We start from the raw sequence: 15064 nt of genomic DNA, 5'->3' as shown, positions 1-15064 counted from the left end.
ATGTCTATGGACCGCGCAGAGATCGTGCATGAGAATTTCCGGGCGCGTGTGGCTTCGGGCGACCTGCCCCGGGGTCGGGCGCCTGCCGGGCCGCTGACGCCCGAACTGGCGGTGCAGGCCTTTCGCGCCGGATGCCTGACGCGGGCTTTGGACCGGCAAAGCCGCGCGATGAGCCGGGCGGGTCAGGGGTTCTATACGATCGGATCGTCAGGGCATGAGGCGATGGCGGCGGTGGCGCTGGCCCTGCGGCCCGGCGACATGGCCTTTTTGCACTACCGCGACGCGGCCTTTCAGATCGCAAGGGCGGGGCAAGTGCCGGGGCAGAACCCGGCCTGGGACATGCTGTTGTCCTTTGCCAGCTCGTCCGACGATCCGATTTCGGGCGGCCGTCACAAGGTGCTGGGGTCGCGGGCGCTGATGATCCCGCCGCAGACATCGACCATTGCCAGCCACCTGCCCAAGGCGGTTGGCGCGGCCTATGCCGTGGGGGCCGCCCGCAGGCATCGGCCCGAACATGCGCTGATGGCGGATGATGCCGTGGTCATGTGCAGCTTTGGCGATGCATCAGCCAACCACTCCACCGCGCAAGGCGCCTTCAACACCGCGGGCTGGACGTCGTATCAATCGGTGCCCCTGCCCTTGCTGTTCGTCTGCGAGGACAACGGCATCGGCATTTCCACCAAGACGCCGCGGGGCTGGATCGAGGCGGGGTTCGCGGCGCGTCCGGGGCTGAAGTATTTCAAGGCCGACGGGCTGGACATCTATGACACCTACCGCGTGGCCCAACAGGCCGCCGACTATATCCGCACCCGTCGCAAGCCGGCCTTTTTGCACCTGCGCACCATCCGGCTTTATGGCCATGCCGGCGCCGATATCCCCACCACCTATCTGACCCGCGAAGAGGTCGAGGCCGAAGAGGCGCAAGACCCGCTGCTGCACGCCGTCCGCCTGCTGGATCAGGCCGGGGTGATGGCGCCCGCCACGGCGCTGGACATATATGACCAGACCACCGCCCGCGTCGCCCGCGTGGCGGCCGAGGCCGTGACAAGGCCCCGCCTGACCGATGCGGCGGGCGTCATGGCCAGCATCCTCCCCCCCCGGCGCCAGAACCGGCCCAGCAACGGTGCCGACCGCGCGGCGGTCTTTGGGGCTGACCTGAAACAGATGGCCGACCCGCAGCCCATGTCGCGGCTGATCAACTGGGCGCTGACCGATCTGATGGCGGCGCATCCCGAACTGGTGATGATGGGCGAGGATGTCGGCCGCAAAGGCGGCGTCTATGGCGTCACGCAAAAGCTGCAAGCGCGGTTCGGGGCGGACCGGATGATCGACACGCTGCTGGATGAACAGGCGATCCTGGGACTGGCCATCGGCATGGCGCAGAACGGGTTTGTCCCCCTGCCCGAGATCCAGTTCCTGGCCTATCTGCACAACGCCGAGGATCAGATCCGGGGAGAGGCCGCGACGCTGCCCTTCTTCTCGAACGGGCAGTTCACGAACCCGATGGTGCTGCGCATCGCGGGGCTTGGCTATCAAAAGGGCTTCGGCGGGCATTTCCACAATGACAACTCTTTGGCTGTGCTGCGCGACATTCCCGGCGTGATCGTGGCGGTGCCCTCCAATGGCGCCGATGCCGCGATGATGCTGCGCGAATCTGTGCGGCTGGCGCGCGAGGAACAGCGGGTCGTGGTCTTCGTCGAGCCCATCGCTTTGTATCCGATGCGTGACCTGCACGCCGACAAGGACGGGCTGTGGATGCGGCATTACCCCGACCCCTCTCGGCTGATCCCGTTGGGACAGGTCGGCACCACGGGCAAGGGCGCCTGCGCCATCGTCACCTTTGCCAACGGGGTCTATCTGGCGACGCAGGCCCGGGCGGAACTGGAGGCCATGGGGCATCCCATCCGCATCATCGACACGCGCTGGCTGTCGCCCCTGCCCAAGGCGGCGCTGACCGAGGCCGTCGCAGGCTGCTCCCATATCCTGATCCTGGACGAGACCCGCCATTCCGGTGGCGTGGCCGAGGCCTTGATGGCGCATTTCCACGAGACCACTTCGGCGCAACTGGCCCGCCTGACCGCCGAGGACAGTTTCATCGCCACCGGCCCCGCCTATGCCGCCACGATGCCATCCAAGGCGGGCGTGGTCGCGGCGGTGCTGGACTTGGTGGGAGGCGTGAAATGACCCGCAAGACGGCTGTCGTGATCTGCCCCGGGCGCGGGACCTATAATGCCTCGGAACTGGGCTATCTGGCGCGGCACTTCCCCGACGCCGCGCTGTTGTCCCGCTTTGACGCCCTGCGGAAGGGCCAAGAGAGCCTGCGCGACCTGGACTCTGCCGCCAGCTTTCAGCTGTCGCGGCATGGACGGGGGGACAATGCCAGCGGGCTGATCTTTGCGGCAAGCTATGGCGACTTTCAGGGCCTTGATCTGGATGTCGTGGCCGTCACCGGCAATTCGATGGGCTGGTATACGGCCCTGGCCTGCGCGGGCGCCGTCACCCCCGAGGACGGCTTTCACATCGCCAACACCATGGGCCGCCTGATGACCGAGGCGCCCGGCGGCCAGCTGATCCACCCCCATACGACCGAGGATTGGCGCCCCGATCCCGCCCGCAAGGCCGCGCTTCTGGCCCGTGTGGCCGAGATTGCCACCCGTCCCGGCCACGCCCTTGCGCTGTCCATCGACCTTGGCGGCTTTCTGGTGCTGGCGGGCAATGACGCGGGGCTAAGGGCTTTTGAGGCCGCAACCCCGCCCGAAGGCCGCTTCCCGATGCGGCTGGCCCATCATGCGGCGTTTCACACGGGCCTGATGGCGCCCATCGCCGAAAAGGGCCGCGACCTCCTGCCCGCGACCCTCTTCAAGACCCCGGACCTGCCGCTGATCGACGGGCGCGGTCAGACCTGGTGGCCCGGCGCGCAGACGCCCGGCCAGATCCGCGATTACACCCTCGGCCACCAAGTCACCGAAGCCTATGACTTCACCGCCGCGATCCGCACCGCCGCCCGCGACTTTGCCCCAGATGTCTTTGTCCTGACCGGGCCGGGCACGACCCTCGGCGGGGCGACGCTGCAAGCGCTGATCCTCGCCAACTGGCGCGGCCTGTCCTGCAAGGCCGATGCCCAGACCCAAAACCCCCTTCTCTCCATGGCGCTGCCAGATCAGCGACCCCTGACAAAGGCCCACTCATGATCTCTCCCCTGCTTTCCCTGTTTGAAACCCAAGGCACCCTGCCCGTCTTTTCCCCCATCGACGGCGCCGAAATCGCCCGCGCGCCCGAAACCGACCCCGCCCTGATGCCCGAGGTTCTGGCGCAAGCCACCCGCGCCTTCCACGCCTGGCGCGAGGTCCCCGCCCCCCGCCGCGGCGAACTGGTGCGGCTTTTGGGCGAAGAACTGCGGGCCGCCAAAGAGGAGCTTGGCGCGCTGGTGACGCTGGAGGTCGGCAAGATCACCTCGGAGGGCCTGGGCGAGGTGCAAGAGATGATCGACATCTGCGATTTCGCCGTGGGGCTAAGCCGCCAGCTGTATGGCCTGACCATCGCGTCCGAACGCCCCGGGCATCGCATGGCCGAGACCTGGTTGCCCATCGGCCCGGTGGGCATCATCACCGCCTTTAACTTCCCCGTCGCGGTCTGGGCCTGGAACGCGGCACTGGCGCTGGTTTGCGGCAATCCGGTGATCTGGAAGCCGTCGGAGAAAACCCCGCTGACCGCCCTGGCCACGCAGCGCATCTTTGAACGGGCGCTGTCGCGGTTCGGGGACGCGCCCGAGGGTCTGGCGCAACTGGTCATCGGCGGCCCGGCGCTGGGGGCGGCTCTGGTGGCGTCAAAGGCCGTGCCGGTGATTTCGGCCACGGGATCGACGCGGATGGGGTCGGTCGTGGGGCCCGCCGTCATGGCGCGCTGGGGGCGGCCGATCCTTGAACTGGGGGGCAACAATGCGATGATCGTGGCGCCTTCGGCAGACCTCGACATGGCGGTGCGGGCGATTGTCTTTGGCGCGGTGGGGACGGCGGGGCAGCGCTGCACCTCCTTGCGGCGGTTGATCGTGCATCGGTCCTTGCGCGATGATCTGATGGCGCGGCTGATCAAGGCCTATGCCAGCTTGGCCCTGGGTGATCCGCGCAAACCGGGCACGCTGATCGGGCCGCTGATCGACCAGGCCGCCCGCGCCCGGATGCTGGCCCAACTGGACCGCGCCCGGACTGAGGGTGGCGTGGTCCATGGCGGGGTCGCCCTGGAAGGCCCCGGCGCCTATGTCACGCCCGCCCTGGTGGTGATGCCCGCCCAGACCGAGACGGTGCGCGAAGAGACCTTTGCCCCGATCCTTTACGTCCTGACCTATGACGACTTCCCGGACGCCATCGCCTTGCAAAACGACGTGCCGCAGGGGCTGTCGTCCTGCATCTTTACCCTGAACCTGCGCGAGGCCGAGGCCTTTTTGTCGGCCTCGGGGTCCGATTGCGGGATTGCCAATGTGAACATCGGGCCGTCTGGGGCCGAGATCGGCGGGGCCTTTGGTGGCGAGAAAGAGACCGGCGGCGGGCGGGAAAGCGGCTCGGACGCCTGGAGGGGGTATATGCGGCGCCAGACCTCGACCGTGAATTACTCGGCCAAGCTGCCGCTGGCGCAGGGGGTGAAGTTCGATGTCTAACCTTTGGCGCGCCACGGCGGAGGGGTTTTCCGCCCCACCGCTGGCCGCCGATGTCACGGTCGACCTGGCGGTGATCGGCGGCGGCTTTACCGGTGGGGCGGCGGCCCTGCAGGCGGCCGAGATGGGGGCAAAGGTCGTCGTGCTGGAGGCCGAAACCGCGGGCCATGGCGGGTCGGGGCGCAATGTGGGCCTGGCCAATGCCGGGCTGTGGTTGCCGCCCGAAACGGTGGTGGCCCAGATGGGCGAGGTCGCGGGGCGGCGGTTGATCGCGGCGCTGGCGGCGGCGCCGGGGCGGGTTTACGACCTGATCGCGCGGCATCAGATCGCCTGTGAGGCGACGCGCAACGGCACGCTGCATCTGGCCCATTCGGCCAAGGGGCTGGCGGACCTGCGCGACCGCCACCGGCAAGGGGTTGCCTTTGGCGCGCCCTTGCAGCTGTTGGACCGGGCCGAGACCGCGCGGCGGACGGGAAGTGTGGCCTTTCACGGCGCGCTGTTCGATCCGCGGGCGGGGACGATCCAGCCGCTTGCCTATGCGCGGGGGCTGATGCGGGCGGCGCAGGCCGCGGGTGCCATGGTCCACGAGGCCAGCCCCGTGACCGCGCTTGCCCGCGCGAACGGTTGGGAGCTGACTTGCCGCGGCCACCGCATCCAGGCGCGGGCGGTTCTGGTGGCGACCAATGCCTATCACCTGGGGCTTGCCGCGCTGGCGCCGCGCTATGTGCCGGTCAGCTATTGCCAATTCGCCACCGCGCCGCTGGACCGCGCCGACATCCTGCCCGGGGGTGAGGGCTGTTGGGATACCGCCATGGTCATGTCCTCTTTCCGGATCGACCAGGCGGGGCGGATGATCCTGGGGGCGATGGGGAACTCTGAAGGGCCTTTGGGGCCGCTGCACGCCGCCTGGGCGCGGCGCAAACTGGCGCAGGTCTATCCGCAGATCGCCGATGCGCCGTTCGAACATGCCTGGCGGGGGCGGATCGCGATGACAAGCGACCATGTGCCGAAGATCGTCGCCTTTGGGCCCCAGGCCTATGCCTGTTTCGGCTATTCCGGGCGCGGCATCGGGCCGGGCACGGTCTTTGGGACCGAAGCCGCAACGGCGCTGATCTCGGGCGACGAAAGCGGACTTCCCGTGGCCCCGATCCCGGCGCATCACGAAAGCCTGACCACGCCGCGCGCCGCCTGGATCGAGGCGGGGGCGGGGCTGATCCACGCGGTCTCGGCCCGGGGATAGGGGGGGGTGGTGTTGGGGGCGGTGCGCTGAAGCGCACCCTACGCTTTGGGCTGGGTCCCCCTTGCACCCTGCGGCGGCCCCTGACACTCTGGCGTCAGCCGCTTTGTCAGGACGTCGCATTTGACCTTCCGTTTCGTCCACACCGCCGACCTGCATCTGGACAGCCCGCTGGTGTCGCTGGCCCTGCGTGATCCCGGTTTGGCAGCCGAGGTCGCCACCGCCTCACGCATGACCCTGACCCGGATCATCGACCTGTGCCTGACCGAACAGGTCCATGCCCTGATCATCGCGGGCGACCTGTGGGACGGTGGCCAGACCTCGGCCAAGACGCCGCGCTTCTTGAAGCAGGAACTGGGGCGGCTGTCGGACGCTGGCATCCGGTGTTTCATCATCCGCGGCAACCATGACGCGGCCTCCAAGGTGACACGAGAGCTGGAGCCGCCGCCGCTGACCCATGTCTTTGCCACCAAGCCCCAGACCCAGACCTTCGAGGCCGGGGGGCATCAGGTCGCGGTCCATGGAATGTCCTTCCCCGAAGGCGCGGTGCCCGAAAGCCTTTTGCCGCGCTATCCGGCGCCCCTGCCGGGGGCCTTCAACATCGGGGTCATGCATACGTCACTGAACGGCAGCGCCGCGCATGATGTCTATGCGCCCTGCGCCGCGACGGAGCTTGACGCCCATGGCTATGACTATTGGGCGCTGGGGCATATCCACAAGCGCGCCGCCTATGTCGGGCGCGCTGCTGTGGTCATGCCCGGCATCCCCCAGGGCCGCGACATCGGCGAAGCGGGGGCCTGCAGCGTGACGCTTGGCAGTTACGACGGCACGCTGCGGCTGGAAACCCGGTCGGTCGCCAGCCTGCGCTTTGACCGTGTCACGGTGGATGCATCGGGGCTGACCGACTGGACCGCGCTGATCGACCGCCTGGCCGCAGCCCTGCGCCACGAGGCCCGCGCCCGCGCCGAGGATCACCTGGTCCTGCGCCCGATGATCACCGGCGCCACGCCCCTGGCCTTTCGCATCGCCCGCGACCTGGACCGCCTGACCGAAGAGGCCCGCACTCTGGCCGAGGGCCTGCCGGGCCTGTGGATCGACAAGCTTGAAAACCGCAGCACCGGCGCGCGGCAAACCACGCTGCCCGCCGACCTGCTGGCCCTGCTGGAGACCCCCGACCCCGGCCTGATGGCGGCCCTGACCCGCAGCGCCTCTGACCTGGTGCAGGACCTGCCGCCAGAGCTGCGCGACCTGCTGGGCCAGGACCAGGCCGCATTGGACCAGGCCTGCCGGGACCTGTTGGCCGAGGGTCTGGCGCAGCTGCTTCCGCGCCTGACCTTGGGTGAGCCGTGATGCGGCTGAACCGGCTGGACCTGACGCGCTATGGCCGCTTTACCGACCGGCGGCTGGACTTCCCCGCCCCCGAACCCGGCGCGCCCGACCTGAATATCCTGTATGGCCCGAACGAGGCCGGGAAATCGACGCTGTTTTCCGCGTGGCTGGACCTGCTGTATGGCATCCCCATGCAGTCGCGCTACGCATTTTTGCATCCGGGGCCGACGATGCAGATCGGCGCCAGCCTGACCGGGCTGGACATCCTGCGGGTGAAAAAGAACGCGGGCTCGTTGCAGGATGCCAGCGGTCAACCCCTGCCCGAGGCGGCCTTGCAAGCGGCCCTGGGTGGGCTCACGCGCGAGGCCTATCAGGCGATGTTCTCGCTGGATGATGACACGCTGGAACAGGGCGGCGAGGCGATCCTTTCGTCGCGGGGCGATCTGGGCGAGATGCTGTTTTCCGCCAGCGCGGGCCTGTCGGCGCTGGCTCCGCAGTTGGAAGGGGTGCGACGCGAGCTGGATGCGTTCCACAAACCGCGGGCACGGGCCTCGACGCTGAAACTGACCAAGGATCGGCTGGCCGACCTGGACCGGCAAAGGCGCGAGCTGGATGTGACGGCCGCGGCGGCGCAGGGCCTGGCCCGGGCGGTGTCGCAGGCGGAAAGGACCTGGACCGCCGCGCGGGAGGCCGAGGCCGCGATCGGCGTGACGCTGGACGGTCTGCGCCGCGCCCTGGCGCTGGTGCCGCAGCAGGCCCGCGCGGAACGGCTGGCGGCAGAGCTTCAGGCGCTGTCCCACCTGCCCGACCTGACCGAAGCCGATGCCGCCGAAGACCAGGCCCTGACCCAAGAGCTGCGCGCCCTTCAGGGCCAGTTGATCCCCCGCGCCGAGGCCGTGGCCCAGGCCGAGGCGCGGTTGACAGGCCTGGCCCGCGACCCCGTCATCCTGCCCCTGGCCGAGGCGATTGCCCAGGCCCAGGCGCTGTATCCCCTGCACCAAAGCGCCACGCTGGACCTGCCCAAGCGGCGCGATGCCCTGTCCGGCCTGACCGCCGATCTGGCGCGGCAGATGGCGGCGCTGGGGCTTGCGGGCGATCCTGCCGCCCATGTTCTGCCCGCGCCGGTGCTGGCCCGGCTGCGCGCGCTGTTGACCCGGCGCGAGGCGCTTGGCCTGGCCGCCACCCAGGCCGCCGAGGAACTGCGCCGCGCCGAGGAAAAGCGCGCCTCCCTGCCGCAGGCCGCCGCGACCGAGGATCTGGCAAGCCTGGCGCATCTGATGGCCGACCTGCGCGCCCAGGACCCCGAGGCGCAGGTGGCCCGCGCCGCCGAGACCCTGGCCCAGCGTGAGGCCGATCTTGCGGCGGCCCTGCTGCGGCTGGCGCCCTGGACCGGCAGCCCCACGGCGCTGGGGGCCCTGACGCCGCCTTCGGCCTGGGATCTTGACGCCTGGACCCGGGACGCGGCGCAGACCCGCGCCGCTTTGTCCGACGCCGCCCATGCCCTGACGCGCGCCCAGGGCACCGCCTCTGACGCCCCCGCCCTGACCGAGGCGCTGGACGCCCGTAGCCAGCGCGAGGCGCTTTGGGCGCTGCATCTGGCCGACCTGTCCGTCGAAAGCGCCCGCGCCTTCGAAGCCGCGCTGCGCCATGACGACCGCACCAATGCGCGCCTGGCCGAAGCCGCCCTTGCCGCAACGGCCCAGGCCGCGCTGGCCCGCGCCCGTGACGCCCATGACCAGGCCCAGGCCGCCCATGACGCGGTGACGGCCCGGATCGCGGCGGCGGCCCTGGCGCTGGACCTGCCCGGCGCCGGTCCTGCAGAGCTTGCCACCTGGTGCGAGGCACGCACCCGCGCCCTGACAGCCCTGACCGCCCGCGACGCCGCCCTTGCCGCGCTGACCCAGGCGCAAACCGCGCTGGCCCGGGCCGCCGCGGTCCTGGCTCAGGCGCTTGGCCACCCGCCCGCCGACCTGCCGCTGTTGCGGGCCGAGGCGCTGGCGCTTTTGGACCGCGCCGCCCGCCAGAACGACGCCGCCCGCCAGCGCACCGAGGCCGAAGCCGAGCTCGCCACCCGCCAAGCCGCCCTGACCCGCGCCGAAACCGCCCTGACCGATTGGCGCGCCGATTGGACCAGGGCCACAGAGGCCACGCCGCTGCAGGCCCGCGCCAGCGACGATGCCGGGCTGGCGGCCGTTCTGGATGGGCTGGACACGCTGGCGCGCACCGCGGCCGAGGCGGCGGAACTGGCGCATCGCATCGCGGGGATGGAGGACAACAGCGCCGCCTTCCACCGCGCCGCCGCCCGCGCCTTGCCGCCCGATACCGCCTGGGAGGGGCTGGCCGACCGCCTGAACCGCGCCCAAGAGGCCGAGCGCGCCCATGTTCAGGCCACGGCCGACCTGGCCCAGGCCCGCGCGGCTCAAGACAGCGCAACCCGGGCGTTGCAGGCCATCGAGGCGCGGCGCGCGGCCCTGGCCCTGCGTGTCGGCTGCGACATCGCGGCGCTGTCCGACCACATCGCCCAGGGCCTTCAGGCCGCCCGCTTGCGCCGCGACCTGGCCGAGCTGCGCGCCGAGTTGGGGCCAGAATTGGGTGCTGAATCCGGGCAAGCCCCACCGCAAGACCCCGAGGCGCTGGCCCGTCAGGCCGCCGACCAAGAGGCCCACCTCGCGCTTGCCCGCGCCGAGACCGAAGCCGCCTTTGCCGCCCTGACCGAGGCGCGCCGGGCTCTGGCCGCCGTGGGGGGTGACGATGCCGTGGCGCGGATCGCCTTTGACCGCGCCAATCTTGTCAACGACTTGGCCGAAGCTGCGCGCGCGCATCTGGGGCAACGCCTGGCGCTGATGGCGTTCGAGGCGGGGCTAAGGCGCTACCGCGAAAGCCACCGCAGCGCGATGCTGGCCCGCGCCTCCGAGGCGTTTTCGCGGCTGAGCCAGGGCGCCTATCGCGGGCTGGATGCCCAGCCCGAGGGCGGCTCCGAGGTCCTGGTGGCGCTGCCGGCCCAGGGCGGGGCAAAGCTGGCCGCCGACCTGTCCAAGGGGACGCGGTTCCAGCTGTATCTGGCCCTGCGCATCGCGGGATACCACGAGATGGCCCGCAGCCGCCCGCCCGTGCCCTTCATCGCCGATGACATCATGGAGACCTTCGACGACGGGCGGTCGGAACAGGCCTTTTTGCTGTTGGCCGAGATGGCGCAGACGGGGCAGGTGATCTATCTGACCCACCACGAACACCTGGCGCGGCTGGCGGTTCAGGCCTGTCCGGGCGCGCGGGTGCAGGCGCTGTAGACCTGCCAGGCGCGGTGCGCAGACAGGTTTGCAGACAGGTTCTCGGTCAGGTTCCAGGTCCGGCGGGGCCCCAGGCTTCGGCAAAGGGGTCCGACCATGTCGGGCGCAATCATGCCCGTTCGGTCATGGGTTGACGATATCCACCCTTGTCCCGACCACCTCGGCCGCGCGGCGCAGAGGGTCGGGCATGTGATCTGTCACGATATCATGGACCGCCGACAGGGGGGCGAGTTCAAAGACACCGGCCCGGCCCATCTTGGACCCATCGGCCAGGACCGTCACCCGATCCGCCCGCAAGATCATGGCGCGAGCGACCTCGGCTTCGGCGGGGTCGATGTCGTGGATGCCCCGTTCCGTGACCGAAGCGACCGTCAGAACTGCCCGCGCCGCCCGCAGCTGACCGATCTGCGCGACGACCAGGGGGCCCAAGGTCTCGCGCCCTTCGGCCCGGAATTCGCCGCCCAGAAGGATGACGCGGTTGCCCTCGCCGCGGTGACACAGTGCGGCGATATCGGCGGAATTCGTGATCACAATCAGACCCTTGCAGCGCGAAAGCTCTTCGGCGAGGTAAAGCGTCGTGCTGCCGGTGTCCAAAAACAGGCTGTCCCCCGGGCGCAGGCCCGCGGCCAGGTGGCGGGCGATGGCGCGCTTGGCTGTGACCGCCTCATGCATCCGCTGGTGAAAGGGGCCCTCTTGCACCGCCTGCGCCCCGCCATGGACGCGGCGCAACAGCCCCGCCCGGTCCAGCCGGGCCAGATCACGGCGGATCGTCTCACGCGAGGCGCCCAGGGTCAGGGCCAGATCCTCGACCTCCAGCCGGGCGCCGGACCGCGCGCGGGACAGGATGGCATCACGGCGGGCTTCTGCGTTCATCATCGACCGTTCAGGAAAGGATATTGACCGTTCGGGCATATGCCCCTAGTCATCAGGCCATGAAACGGCCCGGGGGTCAACGAGATGACGCGATATGATGCGGCGGTGATCGGGGCGGGCGTCACGGGGGTGGCGACCGCGCGGGCGCTGGCCTTGGCCGGGTGGCGCGTGGTGCTGATCGAGAAAGGCGCCGATATTCTGTCGGGGGCCAGCAAGGCCAATTCGGCGCTGTTGCACACCGGCTTTGATGCGCCCGAGGCCAGCCTGGAACTGGCCTGTATGCAGGCGGGCTACCGCGACTACATGGACCTGGCGGGGGCGATGAACCTGCCGATCCTGCGGACCGGCGCCATGGTCCTGGCCTGGACCGAGGCGCAAGAGGCCGCCCTGCCCGCCATCCTGGCCCAGGCCCATCGCAACGGCGTCCCCGATGCCGCCCCCCTGACCGCCGCCGAAATCCGCACGCGTGAGCCGCATCTGGCCCCCGCCCGCGCGGGCATCCTGGTGCCCGGCGAACATGTCATCGACCCCTGGTCGCCCTTTCACGGCTATGCCGCGCAACTCCTTGACCTGAAAGGCACAATCCTGCGCGGGACCGAGGTCACGGGCGGCGAATTCGACGGCCATTGGACCCTGCAGTCCCCCAAGGGACCCATCAAGGCGACCCATGTCATCAACTGCGCCGGGCTTTATGGCGACCGGGTCGATGCCTTGGTCTTGGGCCATCAGGACTTCACCATCCGCCCGCGCAAGGGTCAGTTCGTTGTCTTTGACAAGGCCGCCGCGCAGTATCTGACCGCGATCATCCTGCCCGTTCCCGATGCCCGCACCAAGGGCGTCGTTCTGACCCGCACCGCCTTTGGCAACCTGCTGGTGGGGCCGACGGCTGAGGAAACCCCCGACCGCCACCGCGCCACCACCACCGCGCCAGAGCTTCAGGCCCTGATCACCCGCGCCGCCGAAATCCTGCCCGCGCTGCGTGATATGCCCGTGACGGCGACCTATGCCGGCCTGCGCCCCGCGACCGAGTTCAAGGACTACCGCATCCGCCACGAGGCCGCGCGCAATTGGGTGACGGTGGGCGGCATCCGCTCTACCGGGCTGACGGCCAGCCTGGGGATTGCGCGGCATGTGGCGGGGCTTTTGGGCGCCGAGGTGCCGCGCCTCCCCGGCCCACCCATGCCCAACCTCGCCGAGCATTTGCCCCGCGACCACCAGACGCCGGGCTATGACGAGATCATCTGCCATTGCGAAATGGTGACGCGGCGCGAGATAGAGGCGGCCTTGGCCAGCCCCTTGCCGCCTGGCGATCTGTCGGGGCTGAAACGGCGGACGCGGGCGATGATGGGCCGCTGTCAGGGGTTCAATTGCCTGGGCGCCATCACCGACCTGACGCGGGGGAGGCTGTGATGCGGGTCGTGGTGATTGGATCAGGACCGGCGGGGCTGGCGGCTGCGGCGGAATTGGCCCTGAAAGGCGCCGAGGTGACGGTGGTCGAACGCCAGTCCGTCGCGGGCGGGGTGCCGCGGCTTTGCGGACACTCCCCCTATGGCCTGCGAGAGTTTCACCGGGTGATGGGCGGTGCCGCCTATGCCCGGCGCCTGCTGGAACAGGCGGCGGGGGCGCGCATCCTGCTGCGGCACGCGGTCACGGCGATCGACGAGCGTGTCCACCTGTCGACCCCCGACGGCCCGCTGACCTTGCAGGCCGACCGCATCCTTCTGGCGACCGGCGCGCGTGAGGCCTCTCGCGCGGAACGCCTGCTGCCCGGAGAGCGGCCACAGGGCATCCTGACCACCGGCGCGCTGCAGGACCTGTGGTTCGGCCGCGGCCTGGTGCCCTTTCGCCGCCCGGTGATCCTGGGGTCAGAGCTGGTGACACTGTCGGCGCTGTTGACCTGCCGCCAGGCGGGGATGCAGCCGGTTGCGCTTTTGGACGAGGGGCTGAGGCTGCCCTTCCGCGCCCTGCCCTTGGCCTTGGGCGTGCCCCGGCTGCGGGGGCGGGTCGTCGATATCCTGGCCACGGATGGGCAGATCAGCGGCTTGGTGATCGAAGAGGGGTCCACGACAAGGGAGATCCCCTGCGACGGCTTGCTATTGACCGGCCAGTTCCGCCCCGAAGCAGGGCTTGCCCGGATGGCGGGGCTGGACATCGACCCCGAAACGATGGGGCCCCGGGTGGATGCGCGCGGCCAAACCTCACGCCCGGGGATATTCGCCGCCGGAAACCTGTTGCGCGGGGTCCGGACGGCGGGCCAGTGTTGGTCCGAAGGCCGCGCCACGGCCCGCGCGATGCTGGAGTCCTGATGCGTATTCTGGCTTTGGATCAAGGCACGACCTCGACCCGGCTTTTGCAGGCCGACCCGGACCTGCGGGTCTTGGGCCAGCGCCGCCACCAGACCTTTTACCCGGGGCCTGAAAGGGTCGAGATGGATGGCGCCGAAATCCTCTCCCATTGCCGTCAGCTGTTGACCCTGGCCGGGCCTGCCGATGCTTTGGGGCTGGCGAACCAGGGGGAAAGCTGCCTGGCCTGGGACCGCGTCACCAAGGCGCCGCTGTCGCCGGTGATCTCGTGGCAGGACCGCCGCACCCTGGGCGACCTGGCCCGGCTGGAGCCCCTGGCCGAGGAGGTGCGCGCCCTGTCGGGCCTGCCCTTGGACCCCTATTTCTCGGCGGCGAAACTGGGGCAACTGGCGCGGGCCCATCCCGGGGCGCGGCTGGGGACGACGGATGCCTTTTTGCTGGACAACCTGACCGGGCATTTTGCGACTGACCGGGCCACGGCCTCGCGGACCGGGTTGATGAACCTGGACCGGGGGGAGTGGGATGCGCGGCTTTGTCAGATTTTCGGCGTGCCGCTGGGCGCCCTGCCGGAAATTCGCCCGACCTTGGCGGGGTTTGGCACGGCGCAGGGGGCGCCTGTCACCGCCGCCATCACCGACCAGCAGGCCGCCCTATACGGCCATGGCTGCCGCAATCCCGGAGAGGCCAAAATCACCTTCGGCACCGGCGCCTTTGCCCTGGCCCTGACCAAGGGCCGACCGCATCCCAAGGGCATCCTGCCGACGGTCGCCTGGGACTTGGGCGGCATCACCTATGCGCTGGATGGTGGGGTGCAGGATGCGGGGTCCGCCGTGGACTGGGCCTTGCGGGCGGGGATTGCGCAAAGCCTGGACGACTTCGCGGGCTTTGACACGCCGGCCATCGCGCGGGGGCTGGCCTTTCTGCCCGCCTTCTCCGGACTGGGCGCGCCGCATTGGGACCGGACGGCGGCGCCGCTGATCATCGGCATGGGACCCGATACGACGCGGCGCGACCTGTGCCAGGCGCTGCTGGAGGGGCTGGCCTTTCAGACCGCCGCCCTTGTGGCGGAAATCGCGGAACATGTGCCGCTGATGGGCCTGTTCATCGACGGCGGGATATCATCGAACAGCTATTTCGCGGGGTTTCTGGCGACCGTCACCCAAAGGCCGGTGACTTTGGCGGGCACCCAGGAATGTACCGCCTTTGGCGCGGCGAGCCTGGCCGCCCGCGCGCTTGGTGTGACGCTGACCCCGCCGCCGCCGGGGCCGACGCATCAGCCCGGCCCCCCGGCGCCGGAATGGGCCGCGCGGTTTGACGCCGCCCTGACCCGCGCAAGAGGCTGGCGCGACCTTTCCCTTTGACGCGCGGCGGAATAGGCTGCGGC

The 15064-nt window shown here is 70.0% G+C and carries 10 protein-coding genes; 9 read left to right on the top strand and 1 reads right to left on the bottom strand.

Annotated features, from left to right (window positions below):
- Positions 1 to 6: 6 nt before the first annotated feature.
- The 6 genes from NX862_RS05230 (at position 7) to NX862_RS05205 (ending at position 10504) form a co-directional block, all read left to right on the top strand.
- Positions 7 to 2184: a thiamine pyrophosphate-dependent enzyme gene (locus NX862_RS05230; RefSeq protein ID WP_264493460.1), complete on the top strand. Its 2178-nt coding sequence runs from the start codon at positions 7 to 9 to the stop codon at positions 2182 to 2184.
- Positions 2181 to 3191: an ACP S-malonyltransferase gene (locus tag NX862_RS05225; RefSeq protein ID WP_264492834.1), complete on the top strand. Its 1011-nt coding sequence runs from the start codon at positions 2181 to 2183 to the stop codon at positions 3189 to 3191. Before NX862_RS05230 ends, NX862_RS05225 begins: the two co-directional genes overlap by 4 nt.
- Positions 3188 to 4654: an L-piperidine-6-carboxylate dehydrogenase gene (amaB, locus tag NX862_RS05220; RefSeq protein ID WP_264492833.1), complete on the top strand. Its 1467-nt coding sequence runs from the start codon at positions 3188 to 3190 to the stop codon at positions 4652 to 4654. The genes NX862_RS05225 and amaB overlap by 4 nt, the downstream gene beginning before the upstream one ends.
- Entirely contained in the window at positions 4647 to 5891 is a 1245-nt protein-coding gene (locus NX862_RS05215) for an NAD(P)/FAD-dependent oxidoreductase (protein WP_264492832.1), read from the top strand. The genes amaB and NX862_RS05215 overlap by 8 nt, the downstream gene beginning before the upstream one ends.
- A 120-nt stretch (positions 5892 to 6011) precedes the next feature.
- A complete protein-coding gene (locus NX862_RS05210; protein ID WP_264492831.1) occupies positions 6012 to 7238 on the top strand; it encodes a metallophosphoesterase family protein in 1227 nt (408 codons plus the stop codon).
- A complete protein-coding gene (locus NX862_RS05205; protein ID WP_264492830.1) occupies positions 7238 to 10504 on the top strand; it encodes a YhaN family protein in 3267 nt (1088 codons plus the stop codon). The genes NX862_RS05210 and NX862_RS05205 overlap by 1 nt, the downstream gene beginning before the upstream one ends.
- A 123-nt stretch (positions 10505 to 10627) precedes the next feature.
- Here NX862_RS05205 and NX862_RS05200 read toward each other — a convergent pair whose 3' ends face one another.
- Positions 10628 to 11380 (bottom strand): DeoR/GlpR family DNA-binding transcription regulator, encoded by a 753-nt coding sequence (locus NX862_RS05200; protein WP_264492829.1) that lies wholly within the window; start codon positions 11378 to 11380, stop codon positions 10628 to 10630.
- A gap of 81 nt (positions 11381 to 11461) precedes the next feature.
- Here NX862_RS05200 and NX862_RS05195 point away from each other — a divergent pair, with 81 nt between their 5' ends.
- From NX862_RS05195 to NX862_RS05185, 3 genes are read left to right on the top strand one after another with little or no spacing between them, the layout of a single operon-like run.
- On the top strand, positions 11462 to 12787 hold the full coding sequence (locus NX862_RS05195) for an NAD(P)/FAD-dependent oxidoreductase (RefSeq protein WP_264492828.1): 1326 nt from the start codon (positions 11462 to 11464) through the stop codon (positions 12785 to 12787).
- On the top strand, positions 12787 to 13683 hold the full coding sequence (locus NX862_RS05190; RefSeq protein WP_264492827.1) for an NAD(P)/FAD-dependent oxidoreductase: 897 nt from the start codon (positions 12787 to 12789) through the stop codon (positions 13681 to 13683). Before NX862_RS05195 ends, NX862_RS05190 begins: the two co-directional genes overlap by 1 nt.
- Positions 13683 to 15041, top strand: coding sequence for an FGGY-family carbohydrate kinase (locus NX862_RS05185; protein ID WP_264492826.1), 1359 nt, complete (start codon positions 13683 to 13685; stop codon positions 15039 to 15041). Before NX862_RS05190 ends, NX862_RS05185 begins: the two co-directional genes overlap by 1 nt.
- The last annotated feature ends 23 nt before the right edge of the window (positions 15042 to 15064 follow it).

It is taken from the genome of Stagnihabitans lacustris (assembly GCF_025950525.1).
GTDB lineage: Bacteria > Pseudomonadota > Alphaproteobacteria > Rhodobacterales > Rhodobacteraceae > Stagnihabitans.
Note: the sequence above shows the minus strand (reverse complement) of the source record. Positions and strands in the feature narration are given on the sequence as shown.